General features: G+C 67.5%; 18 protein-coding genes. 8 read left to right on the top strand and 10 right to left on the bottom strand.

The genetic code is table 11. The annotated features are described in order from the left end of the window. The first annotated feature begins 100 nt into the window (after window positions 1-100). From KF887_11845 to KF887_11835, 3 genes are read left to right on the top strand one after another with little or no spacing between them, the layout of a single operon-like run. A complete protein-coding gene (locus KF887_11845) occupies window positions 101-1039 on the top strand; it encodes a Gfo/Idh/MocA family oxidoreductase (protein ID QYK40142.1) in 939 nt (312 codons plus the stop codon). Next, window positions 1036-1731: an acylneuraminate cytidylyltransferase family protein gene (locus KF887_11840; protein QYK40141.1), complete on the top strand. Its 696-nt coding sequence runs from the start codon at window positions 1036-1038 to the stop codon at window positions 1729-1731. Before KF887_11845 ends, KF887_11840 begins: the two co-directional genes overlap by 4 nt. After that, complete coding sequence (locus KF887_11835; GenBank protein QYK40140.1) at window positions 1728-2516, top strand: SDR family oxidoreductase; 789 nt, start codon at window positions 1728-1730, stop codon at window positions 2514-2516. The genes KF887_11840 and KF887_11835 overlap by 4 nt, the downstream gene beginning before the upstream one ends. Here KF887_11835 and KF887_11830 read toward each other — a convergent pair. The 3 genes from KF887_11830 to neuC are packed head-to-tail and all read right to left on the bottom strand — an operon-like array spanning window position 2503 to window position 6153. Then, entirely contained in the window at window positions 2503-3798 is a 1296-nt protein-coding gene (locus KF887_11830) for a 3-deoxy-D-manno-octulosonic acid transferase (protein ID QYK40139.1), read from the bottom strand. The two genes, KF887_11835 and KF887_11830, sit on opposite strands and share 14 nt — an antisense overlap. Beyond that, window positions 3795-5039, bottom strand: a complete 1245-nt coding sequence (locus tag KF887_11825) for a 3-deoxy-D-manno-octulosonic acid transferase (GenBank protein QYK40138.1) — start codon at window positions 5037-5039, stop codon at window positions 3795-3797. Before KF887_11825 ends, KF887_11830 begins: the two co-directional genes overlap by 4 nt. Beyond that, on the bottom strand, window positions 5032-6153 hold the full coding sequence (gene neuC / locus KF887_11820; protein QYK40137.1) for a UDP-N-acetylglucosamine 2-epimerase (hydrolyzing): 1122 nt from the start codon (window positions 6151-6153) through the stop codon (window positions 5032-5034). The genes KF887_11825 and neuC overlap by 8 nt, the downstream gene beginning before the upstream one ends. Before the next feature lie 129 nt (window positions 6154-6282). Here neuC and KF887_11815 point away from each other — a divergent pair, with 129 nt between their 5' ends. Continuing rightward, a complete protein-coding gene (locus KF887_11815; GenBank protein QYK40136.1) occupies window positions 6283-7023 on the top strand; it encodes a hypothetical protein in 741 nt (246 codons plus the stop codon). Then, window positions 7020-7628: a sulfotransferase family 2 domain-containing protein gene (locus KF887_11810; GenBank protein QYK40135.1), complete on the top strand. Its 609-nt coding sequence runs from the start codon at window positions 7020-7022 to the stop codon at window positions 7626-7628. The genes KF887_11815 and KF887_11810 overlap by 4 nt, the downstream gene beginning before the upstream one ends. On the opposite strand, the gene KF887_11805 is transcribed toward KF887_11810, so the two are convergent. The 5 genes from KF887_11805 to KF887_11785 are packed head-to-tail and all read right to left on the bottom strand — an operon-like array spanning window position 7625 to window position 12195. Next, on the bottom strand, window positions 7625-9136 hold the full coding sequence (locus KF887_11805; protein QYK40134.1) for a hypothetical protein: 1512 nt from the start codon (window positions 9134-9136) through the stop codon (window positions 7625-7627). The genes KF887_11810 and KF887_11805 overlap by 4 nt on opposite strands. Beyond that, complete coding sequence (locus KF887_11800) at window positions 9118-10146, bottom strand: N-acetylneuraminate synthase family protein (GenBank protein QYK40133.1); 1029 nt, start codon at window positions 10144-10146, stop codon at window positions 9118-9120. Before KF887_11800 ends, KF887_11805 begins: the two co-directional genes overlap by 19 nt. 2 nt (window positions 10147-10148) lie before the next feature. After that, the gene (locus KF887_11795) at window positions 10149-10667 is read right to left on the bottom strand and encodes a gamma carbonic anhydrase family protein (GenBank protein ID QYK40132.1); all 519 of its coding nucleotides are present in this window, start codon (window positions 10665-10667) and stop codon (window positions 10149-10151) included. Continuing rightward, a complete protein-coding gene (gene gmk / locus KF887_11790; protein QYK43547.1) occupies window positions 10664-11299 on the bottom strand; it encodes a guanylate kinase in 636 nt (211 codons plus the stop codon). Before gmk ends, KF887_11795 begins: the two co-directional genes overlap by 4 nt. Before the next feature lie 2 nt (window positions 11300-11301). Next, window positions 11302-12195, bottom strand: a complete 894-nt coding sequence (locus KF887_11785) for a YicC family protein (GenBank protein QYK40131.1) — start codon at window positions 12193-12195, stop codon at window positions 11302-11304. A 191-nt stretch (window positions 12196-12386) separates the two neighbouring features. Here KF887_11785 and KF887_11780 point away from each other — a divergent pair, with 191 nt between their 5' ends. Continuing rightward, complete coding sequence (locus tag KF887_11780) at window positions 12387-13031, top strand: PAS domain-containing protein (GenBank protein ID QYK40130.1); 645 nt, start codon at window positions 12387-12389, stop codon at window positions 13029-13031. 21 nt (window positions 13032-13052) lie between these two features. Here the strand turns inward: KF887_11780 and KF887_11775 are convergent, their stop codons facing one another. Next, window positions 13053-14423: a 3-deoxy-7-phosphoheptulonate synthase class II gene (locus KF887_11775; protein QYK40129.1), complete on the bottom strand. Its 1371-nt coding sequence runs from the start codon at window positions 14421-14423 to the stop codon at window positions 13053-13055. Window positions 14424-14574: 151 nt separating this feature from the next. Here KF887_11775 and KF887_11770 point away from each other — a divergent pair, with 151 nt between their 5' ends. Continuing rightward, window positions 14575-15591 (top strand): GlxA family transcriptional regulator, encoded by a 1017-nt coding sequence (locus KF887_11770; GenBank protein QYK40128.1) that lies wholly within the window; start codon window positions 14575-14577, stop codon window positions 15589-15591. Between the two features lie 23 nt (window positions 15592-15614). On the opposite strand, the gene KF887_11765 is transcribed toward KF887_11770, so the two are convergent. Next, window positions 15615-16727, bottom strand: a complete 1113-nt coding sequence (locus KF887_11765) for a PQQ-dependent sugar dehydrogenase (GenBank protein ID QYK40127.1) — start codon at window positions 16725-16727, stop codon at window positions 15615-15617. A 240-nt stretch (window positions 16728-16967) separates the two neighbouring features. Here KF887_11765 and KF887_11760 point away from each other — a divergent pair, with 240 nt between their 5' ends. Beyond that, entirely contained in the window at window positions 16968-18155 is a 1188-nt protein-coding gene (locus KF887_11760; GenBank protein ID QYK40126.1) for an ABC transporter substrate-binding protein, read from the top strand. Window positions 18156-18265 lie beyond the last annotated feature (110 nt).

Raw genomic sequence — 18265 nt, 5'->3', positions numbered from 1 at the left:
ACCGCGGGAATAGACCATCGCGGCGCGCCGGGCAAGCCGGGGCCTCGGTTGCCAATCACCGGGGTGCGGGATAGCGTCGCGCCAGAACGGGGGGCGTGCGTTGCGGGTGCTTGTCATCGGAACAGGATCGATCGGGCGGCGTCATGCCGCGAACCTGACCGATCTGGGCGCGACCGTAGCGGCCCTGTCCTGGCGCGAAACCACGCTGGCCGAAATCGAGGGCCGTCTTGCCAGTTCCGATGCGGCCGTGATCGCCACCGCCACCGACATCCGCCTGCCGCTGGTCGTGGCCTGCGCGGCGGCAGGTGTTCCGTTCTATTGCGAAAAGCCGCTCGCCTTCCGGCAGGCCGATCTTGACGCGCTGATGGCGGCGGCCGCACCTGTCGCGGCGCGCTCCATGGCGGGTTACATGATGCGCTGGCATCCCGCGTTCCGCGCTCTGGCGCAGGCTGACCTCGGGGATGTCTATCGCTTTTCGTTCGAGATCGGGCATGACGTGAACGCCTGGCGGGCTGACTGGCGGTTCACTGACAGCTATGCCGCCCGGGCCGAGGGCGGCGGCGTGTTGCTTGATCTCTGCCATGAGATCGACATGGCAGCCTGCCTGTTTCCCGGGTTGCGGCTGGCGGGCGTGGAAAGCCTGGGCCACCGCCGCTTTCCGGGTGTGGACATGGCCAGCCGCCTTGCGCTGGCGACCCCGGGCGGCATCCAGGGCAGCATCGCCATGGACTATCTTGCGCCCGCCCTGATCCGCCGGGCGCATCTGGCCGGGCAGCGCATGTTGCACGACTGGGATTTCGCGGCGCAGTGCTATGCCGTGACTGGCGCAGGGGGGCGGCAGACGGTCGATCTGCCGCATGCGCGCAATGCCATGTTCCTCGACGCGATGCGCGATTTCATGGCCCTTGTCACGGGCGCCCCGGTCTCGGATGTCGAGCATCTGCCGCGCCTTGACCGGCTGGGCGATGGCCCGGCGCTGACCTGCGCGGCATGGGCGCAGCGCCGCTTTGCCGGAACCATCGAGAAGGACCTGTCATGATCCTGGGGCATATCGGCGCGCGCAAGGGGTCGAAGGGCGTGCCCGGCAAGAACACGCGGATGATCGCCGGCAAGCCGCTGGTCGACTGGTCGCTTGACCAGTTGCTGCAAAACCCGCGGGTGGGCGCGGTGGTGGTATCCACCGATGACCCGCTGCTCTACGACCATGCTGTCGCCCGGGGCTGTCTGGCCATCGGCCTGCGCCCTGATCATCTGGCCACCGATGGCGCGGGCAAGTGGGGTGTCTGGCAGCATGCCCTTGCGGCATCCGCGCCGCTGCTGCGCGAACCGGTGACCGCCTTTCTCGATCTCGACTGCACCTCGCCGCTGCGCCTGCCCGAGGATATCGACGCGGCGCTCGACCTTTATGCGCGGGAAGCCCCCGACATGGTCATGTCCTGCTGCGAGGCGCGCAAGAATCCCTATTTCAACCTGGTCGAGCCGGATGCGACCGGCGCGCTGCACGTGTCGAAGCCGCTGCCTGGCGGTGTCGTGGCGCGGCAGCATGCGCCCGCGGTCTATGAACATGCCGCCTCGACCTATGTCGTCTCGCCCGACTACCTGCGCCGCTCGGCGGGACTGTGGGAAGGGCGCGTGATCCCCTTCCTGATGCCGCCCGAACGCTGCATGGACATCGACACCCCCTTCGACTTCGAACTCGTCGAATGGCTGCTGACAAGGAAAACCCCATGACCGACCTTTCCTCCCGCACCGTCTTCATCACCGGATCGGGGGGCGTGCTGGGCCGTGCCTATGTGCGCCGGATGCTGGCGGCGGGGGCGCGTGTGATCACCTCGGACCTGCCGGGGGCACGCGCCGACGCCCTGGTGGCCGACTTCGGAGATAACCCGAGCTTTGCCTTCTATCCACTTGACGTATCTGATGAAACGCAGGTTGTTGGCGTCTTTTCGCGGATGCTGGCAGATGGCTGGCAGCCGAATGTCGTGCTGAACAATGCCGCCATCACCGGCGAACTGCTGATGGGGGCGGGCAAGCCCTTTCCCGATTTCGCCAACACCAGTGTCGAGGACTGGGAACGCACGCTGCGCACCAACCTGACCGGCGCCTTCATGGTCGCCCGCCAGATGGATCGCGACATCGTCGGCAAATGGCCCTGCACCCTGATCAACGTGGCTTCGATGTATGCGCTGAACGGGCCGCATCACGCGATCTATGAAGGCATGCCCTTCCGTTCGTTCAGCGCCTACTCCACCACCAAGGCGGGCATCCACGGGCTGACACTGTGGCTCGCGGGCTATTGGGCGCCGCGCGGCGCCACGGTGAACACCATCGCCCCGGGTGCCGTGTTCAACGGCCATTCCGAGGAATTCCAGCGGCGCGTCGGTGCGTTGATCATGCAGGGCCGGATGGCCCAGCCGGACGAGATTGCCGATGCGATGCTGTTTCTTGCGAGCCCGCAGGCAGGCTACATGACCGGCCAGCTGGTGAATGTGGACGGCGGGTTCAGCGGCTGGTGAAACGGTCAAGCGCCGCAAGCGTGCGCGCGGCTGCCCCGGAATGTGCGGCAACGAAGGCGGCGATGTCGGCGGGATCGGGCGGCGGAGCCAGAACCCCGGCAAGCAGCCCCTCGGCATCCGGCACGCTTTGCGCGATACCCGCGGCGCGCGCCTCTTCGAACGGATACTCGATGGGCCAGGTCACCGGACCGGTCAGGACAGGTCGCCCCATCTTCAGCGGCTCGATGATGTTATGCGCCCCCCGCGGTGTGAATCCGCCGCCCACGATCACCCGGTCCGCCATCGCGAGATAGCCGAACATCTCGCCGATCGAATCTCCCAAAAATACATCCATTTCAGGACATTCCGCGCCGATCCGGAAATCGCGCGACAAGATCGCCGACCGCCTTTCGACACGGAGGCCCGCCGCGGTGAGCAAATCCCCCGCGGCGCCAAATCGTGCCGGTTGACGCGGCACATAGATGACCAGCGGCGCAGGTTCATCCCTTCTCTGAAAATCGGCCCGCAATAGTCTGATGAAATTCACATAAAGGTCGTCCTCACCCTCGACGGCGCTAGCGATGGCGAGCGTCGGCCTGCCCGCCGCAAGGCGTTGACGCAAGGCAGTGCCCGCCGCGACGAGCGGCCGGGGCAAAGGCTGATCAAAGCGCGTCTCGCCCGTCACCGCGATCCGCGTCAGGCCCGCCGAGCGGAAGCGGGCGGCCTGGAGGTCCGACTTGACCATGGCCCCTGCATATCGCCCCACCGCCTGAAACCGCCACCTGCGGCGCGTCCGGTCGCGGTCGAAGCTGCCGGCTGGATACTGCGCATTGCAGGGGAACAGCGGAACGCCCGCGGCCTGAGCGGAAAGGATCATCCTTGGCCAGTGCTCGACCTCCATGACCAGACCGGCACGCGGGCGGAACGCCCGAAAGAACCCGTTGCAAGCCCATGATGTTTCAAGAGGAACCCAGACAGACGCCAGCTGTCCCCCGGCGATCTCGGCGGCGAAGGCGCGGTCTGTTTCCGAGCGGCCTGCGGGGGTGAAGTGGGTAATCACCACCCGTTCCCCCCGATCCAGCAGCGCGCGGATCACCGGCACCGCGGAACGCACCTCGCCCAGGCTGACGGCATGCACCCAGACCGGCCCCGCCATGCGCTGCCGATAGAGGCCGAACCTTTCGGCCAGATGTGCCCGGTAGCGCGGGTCGCGCCGCCCGCGCCACCACAGATAGGCCAGCACAACCGGCAGCCCCAGATGCCACAGCAGACCGTAGAGCGGCAGGAACCACCGCAGGCTCATCTTGCCAGCCCCGCAAGCGCATCGGCCAACCCGGGCAGCGCCGCCATCCCGCGGTCGGCAAGCGCCTGCCCGCGCCGCGCCATCGCGGGCATTTCCGCATCGTCGAGTGCGGCGATGATCTCGGCGGGCCCGGTCACCGAACGCGCCGCAGATTCGGCATGGAATGCCCTGTAGTCACTGGCGAAATTCCGAACATCGGGGCCGTGCAGCAGCGCTGCGCCCAGACGCGCGCCTTCCCACGGGTTGTGGCCGCCCACCCCGAAACCGCCCCCCACCAGCACGACGGGGGAAAGCCTATACCACAGCCCGGTCTCGCCGAAGCTGTCGGCCACATAGACGCCCGGCACCGGCATGGCGCCGGCCGACCGCCGCGCGACCGGCAAGCCTGCGGCCACGGCGGCGGCCACGACCTCGTCCGATCGCGCGGGCAGTCGCGGCACAAGGATCAGGATCGCACCCGGATCGCGGGCCATCAGTGCCACATGGGCCGCCATCGCCGCCGCCTCATCCGCCGGGTGGGTCGAGATGGCCGCCCAGACGCGCCGCCCGGAAAGCACCGCGCGCAGCCGCGACAGTTCCGCATCGTCGCAGGCAAGGGGCGGAGCCGCCGCCTTGAGCGAACCCGATACCCGAACATCCGTGGCGCCCAGCGAGGCAAGATGACCGGCGGTTGCCGCATCCTGCGCGTCGATCAGCGCGAACCGGGCATAGAGATCGCGATAGAGCCCCCGCACCCGCTTCCGCGCACGAAAGGCCCGGTCGCCCATCCGGGCATTGACCAGGGCCAGGGGCACATGCCGTGCCGCCGCCCGCGCCACGAGGCGGGGCCACAGGTCCTGCTCGGCCCAGATCGACAGCGCGGGCCGCCAGTGGTCCAGGAACCGCGTCACCGGCCCGGGAAGATCAAGCGGCAGGAACTGGTGGATCGTGCGCGGCGGCATCTGGCGCGCCAGCACCTGTGCCGAGGAGAGCGCCGAGGAGGTGACCAGGAAATGCGCCTCTGGCAGCCGGTCCGACAGCGCGCCGATCAGCCCGCGCAGCGCCAGCACCTCGCCCAGGCCCACGGCATGCAACCAGACCAGGCGACCGTCCGGACGCGGTGCCATCCCCTGCCCCAGCTTTTCCGGCCAGCGTTCCCGATCCTCGCGTCCCCTCGCCAGTCGGCGGCGCAGGTAGGGGGCGGCCAGCGGTGACAGGGCCGCCGTCAGGCCGAGGTAGAGGGGCAGCGCCAGGCTAGCCAATGTCGCGGAACTCTTTCTGCAGCCCGCGGGCCCAGAATTCCGGGTCGCGCAGCACCGCCGCAAAGCGGTCTGCGGCCCTGCCTTCGCCAAATCCGGTGTGGCGGGTCCAGGCTCGCCCCCATTCGGTCGTCAGGAACCCCAGGATCGCGGCCCGGTCCGCCGCAGCACAGGACCGGATCGAGGGCGCATCCGACCGCCCGTTCTGCCGCGTTCCCACGTCGAGCGACGGCAGGCCCAGGAACGGCGCCTCGCGCACCCCGGCACTGGAATTGCCGACCATGCAGGCCGCATGCTTCATCAGCTCCGAGAAATGCGCGAAGCGCATCGAGGGCAGCACGCGGAACCGGGCGGCGGGCAGGCCGCGCAGCACCGCAAAGATCGCGTCGGAACCCGGGTCGTTGTTGGGGGCGATCACCACGAAATGCCGGCCGCTTTCGACAAGTGCCCCGAACAGCGCCTGCGCCTGCGCGCCCATCGTGTCGGCCTCGGAGGTCACCGGGTGGAACACGGCGATCCCGTATTCGGCAAAGGGGATGGCATAGCGCGCGCGCACCGCGTCAAGCGTCACGCCCGAGGGCTGGCCGTGGAAATCAAGTTCGGGCGAGCCGATGACGTGGATCGCTTCGACCGGTTCGCCGAGCGCCCGCACCCGCGCCGCCGCCGCGTCGGACGACACGAAATGCGCATAGGCCAGCTTGGTGTTGCAGTGGCGGAACATCTCGTCGATCGTGCCCGATACCTCGCCCCCCTCGACGTGGGCGGTGCGGATGTAGTTGATCGCGCCGACCAGGGTGCCGGCCAGAGCCTCGACACGGTCGCCATGGGTGACGATCAGGTCGGGGCGGTGTTCGGTGATGTAGTCGCTGAATCCCGTGACGGTCTTGGCCAGCACGATATCCTGCCCGTCGCCCGGACGCTGGTTCAGGAACTCGTGCACCGCCACGCCCGGCATGCGCTGCACTTCGTGCTTGGTCAGGCCATAGCGGTCCAGCATGTGCATTCCGGTGACGAAAAAGCCCACCCGGTGCCCACCGTCGCGCGCAGCGGCGGCCAGCGGCTCCAGCTTGCCGAAATCCGCACGGGTGCCGGTGAGGAAAAGGAGGTGTCGGGTCATCGGTCCAGACCGGGTTGCATGCCGGTGGTGGGTATGGACAGTATGGGGCCGATTGTCTAGCGATGCGGGCCACGCAACCCCGACGGACAGGTGCGACACCGGATGCAGAAGGATCGCGTCGTTCTGTGCATGAAGTGGGGCGAACTGTTCCCGGCCGCTTACGTCAACGTGCTGTTCCGTGCCGCCTCGGCGCATCTGGCGCCGGGGTTCAGGTTCATCTGCCTGGCAGACAGCGCGCAGGGGCTGGCTCCGGGAATTCAGGCCGCACCCATTCCCGACATCGGGCTGACACCGGGGCAGATCGCGGCACCGGGGGTTTGGCGCAAGCTGGCGTTGTTCCATCCCTCCGTCGCGGCGCTCGCGCCCGGGGCACGCGCGCTGTTCATCGATCTGGACATGATGATCCTTGGCCCGCTTGCCCCGTTCTTTGCGGCTGACAGTGCGATTGTCCTGCTGGACACCGGGCGGGACTGGCGCCCGCGCGAGGCCGTTCAGCCCTCGACAGGGGTGTTCGCCTTCACGCTGGGGGAACAGCAACAGATCCTGCACGCTTTCCAGGCCGATCCGTCGGCCGCGATGGCGCGGTTCCGCAACGAACAGGATTTCGTCGCCGCCCATGCGACGGGTGTCTCTCTCTGGCCGACGGGAGCGGTCATCAGCTTCAAGCGCCATCTTGTCCGCCGCTACTGCCGCGACCTGTTCCTTGCGCCGCACGAACCGCCCGCCGGTCCCGCGATCCTGGCATTTCACGGCGACCCGCGCCCCGCTGACTTGATGCGCAAGGGACTCTGGGGTCGCTTTCCGCATCTGGGGCGTGGCCCAGTCGGCTGGATGCTGCACTACTGGCAGCGATACGGTGAGCGGGCATGACCGTCGTCGGCACCGGTTTCCTGTTCATCCACGTTCCCAAGGCTGCGGGGCAGTCGCTGTCAGCCCGCCTGGGCGGTGTCAGCCGCACGCTTCCGGGCCATGCGCCGCTGTGGTGGATCGACCCGGCGATCCGCAAGGATCGGTTCGCCTTCGGTTTCGTGCGCAACCCCTGGGACCGGCTGGTGTCGCTGTACGCATTCCAGTCGACCAAGACCGTGAAGAACGGCGAAAGCGCTGAATATCAGGCATTCATCCGGTCCATCGGCTTCACGCGCTGGCTGCTGGAGGACCGGATGTTCATGCCGCAGGACGCGGCCTGGATGGCGCCGGACCTTCCCCCGATGCAGCAGCGCAGCCAGATGTGGTGGGTCGACGGTTGCGACTTCGTCGGCAACGTCGAGACCCTGGATGCCGACTTTGCCGGTATCGCGCCGCGATTGGCCCTGCGCCGAGGCTGGCGCGAGGTGCTGGGCCTTCGCCCCCGGATGGCGCATCGCAACCGATCCGCCCGGGCAGGATACCGGGACTACTACGATGCAGGCACGACCGCGTTCGTCGCCCGCCATTTCGCACCGGAGATCGAGCGGTTCGGCTATCGGTTCTAGAGCAGGGCCGATCCTTCGCCCGGGTGCGGGGTGCCGAAGGTCAGCGCTCCGCGGCGCAAGAGCAGGTCGCCGATGGTCCTGGCGGTCGTCGCGGCGTTGGACGCCTCGTCCATTTCGGGTGCCATGTCGCGGTAGACCGGCTCGATCACCCCGTCATGGCAGCGCGCCATCAAGCGGCCCACGGCGCTCTCCAGGTCCTCATGCGGGAAGGTGAAACGGGCGATGGCCTCGGGGTCGATATAGTCGTGATAGGGAAAGATGCCGGGCAGCGACTTGTACCAGGCATTTCCGAACACCAGTGCCGGGCGGCCCTTGCGCACGGCCTCCCATGCGGCGGTTCCCGTAACGGTGGCGACAAACTGGCAGCGCGCCGAAAGCTCATGGGTCGAGGCATCCAGCGGCGCCATCCGCACGCCCCGGATCGACGTCAGGCGATGAAAATGCATGGGCCCCCGCGCAAAGGCGCCCTGGCGGGGATTGTCCTTCACATAGATCAACCAGTCGGGCGGCAGGTGGCGGGCAAGCACCTCGACCATCAGGACCTGATCGCGGAACGCCCCGCCGAGCGACGAGGTCGACATCTCGGGCTGGTTGTGCAGCGGCACATAGACAAACTTCTGGGACAGGTCGAGTTTCCTGCCTTCGTACTGGGCCAGATGCTCGAAGTAGGCCAGTTCGTTCGTGTGAAAGAACTGCGCGAAGGGGTCGCGCCAGTCAGGCAGTGCGCCATAGATGTCGCGCATCCGCGCCAGGGTATCGCGGATGTATCGCGGCTGGAGGAGCCTGCCGGGTTGTCTCAGCAGCAGATGCCGCATCAGCTGGCCGACGGCCCTTATCCCCAGCCTGCCGCGCGCGCTTTCCTTCTGCCAGCGGTCATCCATGTAGAACAGGTCGGGCGCCGAACCTTTCTCGATCGGGAAAGGGACAGTCGCACGGTGGTCGTCGGCAAAAGTGCCCAGGTCGTCGATCCTCCGCATCGAGAAATAGCGGCTGGGAAAGATCGTCTGGCAGAGCACGAGCGTCCTGAGCCCCAGTGCCTGCGCAACCTGATACAGCACGGCGTCATAGGCCAGGTGCGGGACATTGAGAAAGACCGCGTGGGTCGCCCCCGACTCCTCGATCTCCTGCGCGAAGGCATTGGCAAGGAGGTGATAGTAGTCGAGGTAGTCCTGAAGGTTGACGATGTTGTGCGCGCGGTAGCGATAGAAACTGGCGTTGCGCTGCATCTGGTCCACGGCGGTTTCCACCAACTGGTGAAAGTCGGGCTGCGCCAGCAGAGGCATCTGCGCGCCGGTGCCCTGCCGGCCATGCAACAGATGCCCCTTGCGGCCCATCCGTACCTCCAGCCGTTGCAGGCAGGGGCCGTGAAAGTCGGCGTCGCGATCGCCGATGTGCAATGCAAGATCGATTTCGCCAGGCGCATCAGACAGGATCTGCTGCAACAGCCGTTTGCGGAACGCGCCGCGCGCGTCGGCCAGCAACCGGATCGTCACGCCAGATCGCTCCACTGCAACTGCGTGTTGCGCGTCACCGCGCGGGTCAGGCGCTTACCCACCACCTTGTCGAAGTCATAGCCCGCGATCTCGCCCGATCCCGGGCGGCGCGCCCAGATGTCGGCTTCGGCGATGACATGGCCCGCAGGCAGGTCGCGGTCGGCCACGACGCTGGCGCGGGCGAAGCGGTAGACGGGTTCTTCGGCGGCGGTGCGCTGCTTGGGGTTGTTGGCGGCGATCCAGATCTCGCGCGAGCGGTCGATCAGGTGGCGCAGTTCCGACGGGTCCATCGAGTTGATGATGTCGGGCCCCTTGCGATAGCGCGTGTCGGTGTAGTGCCGTTCCAGGATGCAGGCTCCCAGGGCCACCGAGGCCAGTGCCATCTCGGGGCCGATGGAATGGTCGCTGAACCCCACCACGGCCCGTGGAAAGGCATGGCGCAGGTCCGTCACGCCGCGAAGGCTGACGATCTCGGGCGGGCTGGGGTAGAGATTGGTGCATTCCAGCAGGGCATAGTCGATCCCCGCCGCATCGAGGATGGCGACGCTCGCGCGGATGCTGTCGATCGTCTGCATCCCGGTGGACATGATCACGGGCTTGCCCTTGCGGGCGATGTGGCGGATCAGCGGCAGGTTGTCGGCCTCGCCCGACCCGATCTTGTAGGCCGGCACATCGAGGGTTTCGAGGAAGTCGGCGGCCGCGCGGGAAAACGGCGTGGAGATCCAGATCATCCCCAGGCTTTCGGTGTAGCGCTTCAGTTCCGCCTCGTCGTCCCGCGACAGGGCGCAGCGTTCCATCACATGCCAGATCGAGACATCGGCATTGGGCGGGAAGATCGACTTGGCCTCGTCGGTCATCTCGTCCTCGATGATGTGGGTCTGGTGCTTGATCATCTCGCATCCGGCACCTGCGGCGAGGCGCACCATCTCCTTTGCCACGGCAAGATCGCCGCCGTGGTTGATGCCGATCTCCGCGATCACCAGGGGCGGATGGTCCGGCCCGATCTTCCTGCCTGCAATCTCCATCGTCACACCTCTTTCAAGCCGGCCCGGAACCGCGCGGCGTTCGCCCGGTATCCGGCGGCACTGGCCACCAGTCTTTCGCGGGCGGCGCCATCCAGCGCGCGCACGACCTTGCCGGGGCTTCCCATCACCAGGCTGCCATCCGGTATCTGCTTGCCCTCCGTGATCAGCGCACAGGCCCCGATCAGGCAGTCGCTGCCGATCGTCGCGCCGTTCAGTATGGTCGCACCCATGCCGATCAGCGAGCGGTCGCCGATGGTGCAGCCGTGCAGCATGGCGCGGTGGCCGATGGTGCAGCCGCTGCCGATCACCAGAGGGTAGCCGATATCGGTGTGGAGCACGCTGTTTTCCTGGATGTTCGAGCCTTCGCCCACCTCGATCCATTCATTGTCGCCGCGCAGGACGGCCCCGAACCAGACCGACGCCGATGCCGCGAGCCTCACGCGGCCAATGACATGTGCACCCGGCGCGATCCAGGCGTCGGGATGTATCTCGGGGGAAAGACCGTCAAGTGACCAGATCATCGCGTCTCGAACTCCCGGTTCAGGCCGCGCACGAATTCGGCGAGACCCGGCTGACGGTCGCGGCGTTCACGCTCGGCCTCAAGAATGCCCTGCAATCGGCTGTAAGTACTATGCAAATCGTCATTCACCAGGACATAGTCATATTCGGCCCAATGGCTGATCTCATCGCGACTTTTCGCCATGCGTCCGGCGATCACCTCGTCACTGTCCTGGGCACGGCCACGAAGCCGGCGCTCAAGCTCGGCAATCGAGGGCGGCAGCACGAAGACCGATACGACATCGCGGCCAAGCGCCGAAGACCGGATCTGCTGGCCACCCTGCCAGTCGATGTCGAACAAGGTGTCATGGCCTTCCGCCATGGCCTGCTCGACCGGCGCGCGCGGGCTGCCATAGAGGTTGCCGAACACCTCGGCATGTTCCAGCATCTCGCCCTTCTCGACCTGCGACAGGAAATCCCCGCGCGACAGGAAGTAATAATGCTGGCCGTCCACCTCGGCCGGGCGCGGCGGGCGCGTGGTGGCCGATACCGAGAACCGGATCGTCGGATCCCAATCCATCAGCATCCGCGCAAGCGTGGATTTCCCCGCCCCGGAGGGCGACGAGAGGATCAGCAGCAACCCCTTGCGCGCCATGTTCATTCGACGTTCTGGACCTGCTCGCGCATCTGGTCGATCACGACCTTGAGGTCGAGCCCGATCCGGGTGAGCGGCGCGGATTGTGACTTGGAGCAGAGCGTGTTCGCCTCGCGCAGGAATTCCTGCATCAGGAAATCGAGCTTGCGCCCCGTCGGGCCCTTCTCGGCCAGATGGTTCCGGGCGGCGGCGACATGAGCGGTCAGCCGGTCGATTTCCTCGGTCACATCCGACTTGATGGCCAATAGCGCCAGTTCCTGGGCCACCCTCGCGGGGTCGGCGTCGCCGGCGCCGTCAAGCACACGGGCCAGCGCGGTGCGCAGCGAATCTGCAGCGGCCGGGCGCCGCGCCTCGGCCTCGACGCGGGCCGCCTCGGTCAGCACCGCGATGCGATCGACCTGCCCGGCGATCACGCCTGCCAGGGCGGTGCCCTCGGCACGGCGCGAAGCCGCAAAATCGGCGAGAAGCGGCGCGAGGTCGGCAAGCAGCGCAGATCGCAGCGGGCCGGTGTCTTCGTCCTCGGCCGGACCTTCGGTGACACCGCGCAGCGCGAGAACCTCGGCCTGACTGGCCTGCCGCAGCGTCATCCCCGCATCCATCGCCGCCGCCTCGACCTCGCGCAGGGCGGCAAGAGCGGCGGCAAGCGCGGCGGGGTTGATCCGCAGACCCGATCCGGACGATTCGTCCCGCGCCACCTTCAGCGTCAGCGACACGTTGCCCCGTGAAAGGCTGCACGCCACCTCGGCGCGGATCATCGGTTCCAGCCCTTCGATCCAGTCCGGCAGCCGGAGCCGCAGGTCCAGCCCCTTGCCGTTCACCGAGCGCAGATCCCAGGTCCAGGTGCAGCCCGCACCCTGCCCCCGCCGCGCGGCGAAGCCAGTCATGGAAAGCGTCATGCCGCCTGCCCGGAATTTACCATTTGCCTCGATTTCCCGCCGAATCCGCGCGATCTGCGCTATGTTAAGGGGCCGGTAACAGGTGTTGCACCAGGGTTAATCCTGTTGGCGCCAGACCGGGGTTGCCGGGCCGTGTGGTAGCAGAGCGCGGGCGCAGGGGCAACGGCGGGTCCGGTGCAGGGAGGTTCGCGATGGTCACATCGTTCTTCGGCGGATCGGGGCGGCGGTCGGTCGCCGCAGATGCCATTTTCGCCGAACTGCGCGGCTACTGGCAGGGGCAGATCGGCCCCGACGGCCTGCCACCATTGCGCAGCGTGATCGATCCGCGCGGGATCGCGGGCACGCTGGACTGCGCCTTCATCGCCGACCGCGTTGCGCCCGGCGTGGCACGGTTCCGGCTGGCGGGCGCCGCGATTGCCGATCTGCTGGGCATGGACGTGCGTGGCATGCCGATGCTGAGCCTGATCGATCCGCCCGCACGCGCGGGGTTTGGCCGCATCGTCGAGGAGGCGCTGATGCGGCCCGCCGAGCTGCAGATGGATCTGGAGGCGGATCGCGGGATCGGCCGCCCTGCCCTGTCGGGCAGCGTCCTGATGCTGCCATTGCGCCGTGCGGACGGCTCGGGCGGGCTTGCGCTGGGTTGCCTGGTGTCCGACGGGTCCATCGGCAGGCCGCCGCGCCGCTTTGCGATTGCGCGGCACCGCCTGACCCCGATGGACGTGACCGTCAGCGCAGCCGCGCCCGCGCCCGGCATGGCCGAGGACCCCGCACCGTTTCATCCGCGCGGCGAACGGCCCTATCTGCGGCTGGTCAAGACGGACCGGCCCGCATCATGACGGACCGGCCCCGACAGGATGTCAGAGCGCCACGCGGCGCACCGCATCCCGCCGCGCGGTAAGTTCCTCGGCCACAAGGAACGCGAGCTCGAGCGACTGGCTTGCATTCAGGCGCGGGTCGCAGGCCGTGTGATAGCGCGACGACAGGTCTTCATCCGTCACCGCGCGAAGACCGCCAGTGCACTCGGTCACATCCTTGCCCGTCATCTCGAAATGCACACCGCCGGGAACGGTGCCCTCGGCCTTGTGGATGGCGAAGAACTCGCGCACCTCGGACAGCACGGAATTGAACGGCCGGGTCTTGTAGCCCGACGCCGCCTTGATCGTGTTGCCATGCATCGGGTCGCAGGACCACACGACATTCGCGCCCTCCTCGCGCACCGCGCGGATCAGGCGCGGCAGGTGTTCGCCCACCTTGCCCGCGCCGAACCGGGCGATGAGGGTCAGGCGGCCCGGCTCGTTCTCGGGATTCAGCTTCGCCATCAGGATCTTCAGATCCTCGGCCGACGTCGTGGGTCCGCATTTCAGCCCGATCGGATTCAGGACGCCGCGGGCGAATTCGACATGTGCGCCATCCGGCTGCCGCGTGCGGTCGCCGATCCAGATCATGTGGCCCGAGCCCGCGACCGGCTGGCCGGTGATCGAGTCGATGCGGCACAGCGCCTCTTCGTATTCGAGCAGCAGCGCCTCGTGGCTCGTGTAGAACTCGACGGTCGCCAGTTCGTGGCTGGTGTCGGCGTTCACGCCCGCCGCGTTCATGAAGTCGAGCGCGTCCGAGATGCGGTTGGATAGGTCGCGGTAGCGCTCGGCCTTGTCATGTTCGGCGAAACCGAGCGTCCAGGAATGCACCCGGTGGATATCGGCGAAACCGCCTGTCGAGAAGGCGCGCAGCAGGTTCAGCGTGGCAGCGGCCTGCGTGTAGGCCTGCAGCATCCGCGAGGGATCGGGACGGCGCGCCTCGGCGCTGGCCTCGAAGCCGTGGATGATGTCGCCGCGATAGCTGGGCAGTTCCACACCGGCCACGACCTCGGTGGGCGCCGAGCGCGGCTTGGCGAACTGTCCGGCCATGCGCCCGACCTTGATCACGGGCACCTTGGCGCCGTAGGTCAGCACCACGGCCATCTGCAGCATCACCCGGAACGTGTCGCGGATGTTGTCGGCGCTGAATTCGGCAAAGCTTTCGGCGCAGTCGCCTCCCTGCAACAGGAACGCCTTGCCCTCGGCCGCGAGTGCCAGTTGCTTCTTCAGCTTGCGCGCCTCGCCGGCAAAGACCAGCGGGGGGTATTTCGCCAGTTGCGCCTCGACCGCGTTCAGCGCCGTCCGGTCGGGATAATCCGGCATCTGTACACGCGGCTTTGCGCGCCAGTCCGATTTCGTCCATCCCTTGGCCATGATCCCCTCCGTTCGCGGTAACGGCGGCGGTATAGGGGGAAAGGCGCCGGGGTGCAAAGGGGAAAGGCCGGACCGGCACGGCCGGACCCTTGCAGGGCGCGCGGTTTCCTGCTTCCTTGGCGCCGGAAAACGACGCAGACAGGTCGCAGGCATGTCCTCCCCCCAGAAGAAGGCCACGGCGACGGCCAAGCACAGCGGCCCGCGCCGGTTTGTGTTCCTGCTGCTTGACCGTTTCACGATGCTGGCGTTCGCGGGGGCCATCGAACCCCTGCGCATCGCGAACCGGGTATCCGGTCGGCCGCTCTACAGCTGGCTGCTGGCCGGAGAGGGCGGCAAGAGCGTGACCTGCTCGAACGGGGCCGAATTCCGGCTCGACATCGGACTGGACGAGATCGAGCGTGACGACACGCTGCTGGTCTGTGGCGGAATCGACGTCCAGAAAGCCGCGACCAAGGGTGTTCTGAACTGGCTGCGGCGCGAGGCGCGGCGTGGCGTCACCGTCGGCGGTCTTTGCACCGGCGCCTGGGCAGTGGCGCGGGCCGGGCTGCTCGACGGCAAGAAGGCCACGATCCACTGGGAGAATCAGGACGGTTTCCTTGAGGAGTTCGAGACGGTGAAGCTGACGAAGTCGGTCTTCGTGATCGACGGCAACCGGATGACGACCGCCGGGGGCATCGCGTCACTGGACCTGATGCTGAAGATCATCGCGGCGGATCACGGCGACGACATCGCCAACACGGTGGCCGATCAGTTGATCTACAGCCAGATTCGCACCGATCAGGACACACAGCGCCTGTCGATCCCCACGCGGATCGGCGTTCGGCATCCGAAGCTGTCGCAGGTCATCCAGCAGATGGAGGCGATGATCGAGGAACCGGTCAGTCCGTCCGATCTGGCCGAAGATGTGGGGATGAGCACGCGGCAGCTCGAACGCCTGTTCCGCCGCTATCTGAACCGCAGCCCGAAGAAGTACTACATGGAACTGCGCCTGCAGAAGGCGCGCAACCTGCTGATGCAGACCGACCTGAGCGTGATCAACGTCGCGCTTGCATGCGGGTTTGCGAGCCCCTCGCATTTCTCGAAATGCTACCGGGCACATTACAACACGACCCCCTACCGCGAACGCGGCACGCAAGGGTCGGTGCCGGTTCCCCGCCTGTCGTTCTGATCGCGCGGGCGACCGCTGGCGGTTCAGGTGGCCGCCAGCCGCCACAGCGTTCCGCGCCCGACCGACAGGAACCACAGGGATCCGTCCGGCGCCTCGCGCACATCGCGCACGCGCGCCGTCTCGCGCCCCGCCAGCCGCGTCTCGCGCCATCCGTTCGCCGGGTCGAGGCGGGCGATGTGATCGCTGTTCAGGCTGCCTGTCAGGAAATGACCCCGCCAGGCCGGAATCCCGCGCCCCGAATGAATGACCAGGCCCGAAGGCGCGATCGAGGGGTCCCAGTAATGCGCCGGCTGCTCCATCCCGGCCCGCGCCGTGCCTTCGCCAATGGGGGCGCCGTTGTAGTTCACGCCATAGGTGATGACCGGCCAGCCATAGTTGCGCCCGGCCTGCGGCTGGTTGATCTCGTCGCCGCCGCGCGCGCCATGCTCGACGGTCCACAGGCGGCCTTGCCCATCCAGTGCCGCACCCTGGATGTTGCGGTGCCCCAGGGACCACAGACCGGGAACAACGGCCTGCCCGGCAAAGGCGGGCGCTGTCCGGGCGCGGCCGTCCGCGTCGAAGCGCAAGACCTTGCCCTCCGGCCGCGACGGATCCTGGGCCAGCGGCCCCTGCCCCCGGTCGCCCGTGGTCAGAAAGACCGATCCGTCCCGCGCCTCGACCACGCGCGATCCGAAGTGCTGGCCGCGCGACGAGGGCGGGCCGGAATGGACCCGGGCAAAGCCCTCGATCGCGGCTCCGTCCGCAGAGAGGCGCCCGACGCCGAGGCCGGTGGACGCGCCATTCCCGCCGGGATGGGAATAGCTGAGCCAGATGCGGCGCGACGTGGCAAAGTCGCGGGGCACCATCACATCAAGCAACCCTCCCTGGCCTGATGCCCTGACCTCGGGAACGCCCTTCACCCTCCGCGGTCGGGCGGAGGGGGCGGCGTAGTGCAGAAGGTTCCCGCCGCGTTCCGTGACCAGAAACGCGCCACCGGGCAGGAACGCCAGGCTCCATGGCTGGTCGAGACCGGTTGCCATGGCCTCGGCGCCAAGACCCTGTGCGGCAAGCCCGCGCGACAGCCACGGAAGCGCCACGGCTGCGCCGGCCAGCGACGACAGGAGGCTGCGGCGTGTGGGGTGCGATCGGGGGGTCATGATGCCTCCTGTCCGGGTTTGCCTGATGCAACGTGATCGCCACGCCCCCGTGCGGCAATAGCCCGGGGTTCACGCAAGGCTCACCTCTGCGTCAGCGACCGGACAACCCCTGCGCGCATCCCGCCCCGTTGCCGCACGGGAGACCTGTCTTTGCGCGCCCGGCGCACACTGTGCGCTTTTCTTTTACCTGGGCGCGGACTAGGTTCTTCGCAGGATTTCGATCCAACATGGGAGAGTTCAATGAAAAAACTGCTTCTGGCCTCGGCCGCGACCCTTGGCCTTGCTGCGGGTGCCGCCCAGGCCCAGGACATCAAGCTCGGGATCATCCTTGGGTTCACCGGCCCGCTCGAATCGCTGACGCCGCAGATGGCGCAGGGCGCCGAACTGGCGATCGCCGAGATCAATGCCGCCGGCGGCATTCTGGGCGGGCAGACCGCGACGGGCGTGCGCGCGGACTCGACCTGCGTCGATGCCGCTGCGGCAACGGCTGCGGCCGAGCGCCTGATCACCTCGGACCGTGTGAATGCGATCATGGGGGCCGACTGCTCGGGCGTGACCAATGCGATCCTGCAGAACGTTGCGCGTCCGAACGGCGTCCTGATGATTTCGCCCTCGGCGACCTCGCCGGGCCTGACGACCGCCGAGACCGACGGCCTGTTCTTCCGCACCTCGCCTTCCGATGCGCGGCAAGGCGTCGTGATGACCGAGAACATCATGGATCGCGGGATCAAGACCGTCGCCGTGACCTACACCAACAACGACTACGGCAAGGGTCTGGCCGACAGCTTCCAGGCGGCCTTCGAGGCTGCGGGCGGCAAGGTCACGATCAACGCCGCGCATGAGGACGGCAAGGCCGACTATTCGGCCGAGGTTGCCGCGCTGGCGGCGGCGGGCGGCGATGCGCTGGTGCTGGCGGGCTATATCGACCAGGGCGGCGGCGGCGTGCTGCGTGCCTCGCTCGACAGCGGCGCGTTCTCGACCTTCGTGTTCCCGGACGGCATGGTCAGCCAGGCCCTGGAAGATCGCTTCGGGGCCGAGATCAACGGATCGTTCGGCCAGAATCCGGCATCCTCGGCCGAGGGCGCGGGCATTTTCCACGAGATGGCCAAGGCCGGCGGCTTCGACGGAACCTCGCCCTTCTCGGCGGAAAGCTATGACGCAGCAGCGTTGATCCTGATGGCGATGGAAGCCTCCGGTTCGACCGACTCGAAGGTCTTCAAGGACAAGATCCTCGAGCTTGGCAACGCGCCGGGCGAGCCGATCCAGCCCGGCGAGCTTGGCAAGGCGCTGGAGATCATCCGTTCGGGCGGCGACATCGACTATCAGGGCGCGACCAACGTCGAATTCGTGAACGGCCGCGAGGCTGCAGGCAGCTACCGCGAGATCGAGTTCAAGGACGGCAAGCTGGCGGTGGTGCGCTACCGCTGACCGCCTGACGACAGGACGACAACGGCCCGGGTGCTTCCCGGGCCGTTGCCACACAAGAACAAGCGGTCCCGGGGTGGCGCTGCCGCCGATGGAGATCGCAACAACGGGGA

The sequence above is a fragment of the Paracoccaceae bacterium genome, from assembly GCA_019454225.1.
Classification (GTDB): Bacteria; Pseudomonadota; Alphaproteobacteria; order Rhodobacterales; family Rhodobacteraceae.
Note: the sequence above shows the minus strand (reverse complement) of the source record. Positions and strands in the feature narration are given on the sequence as shown.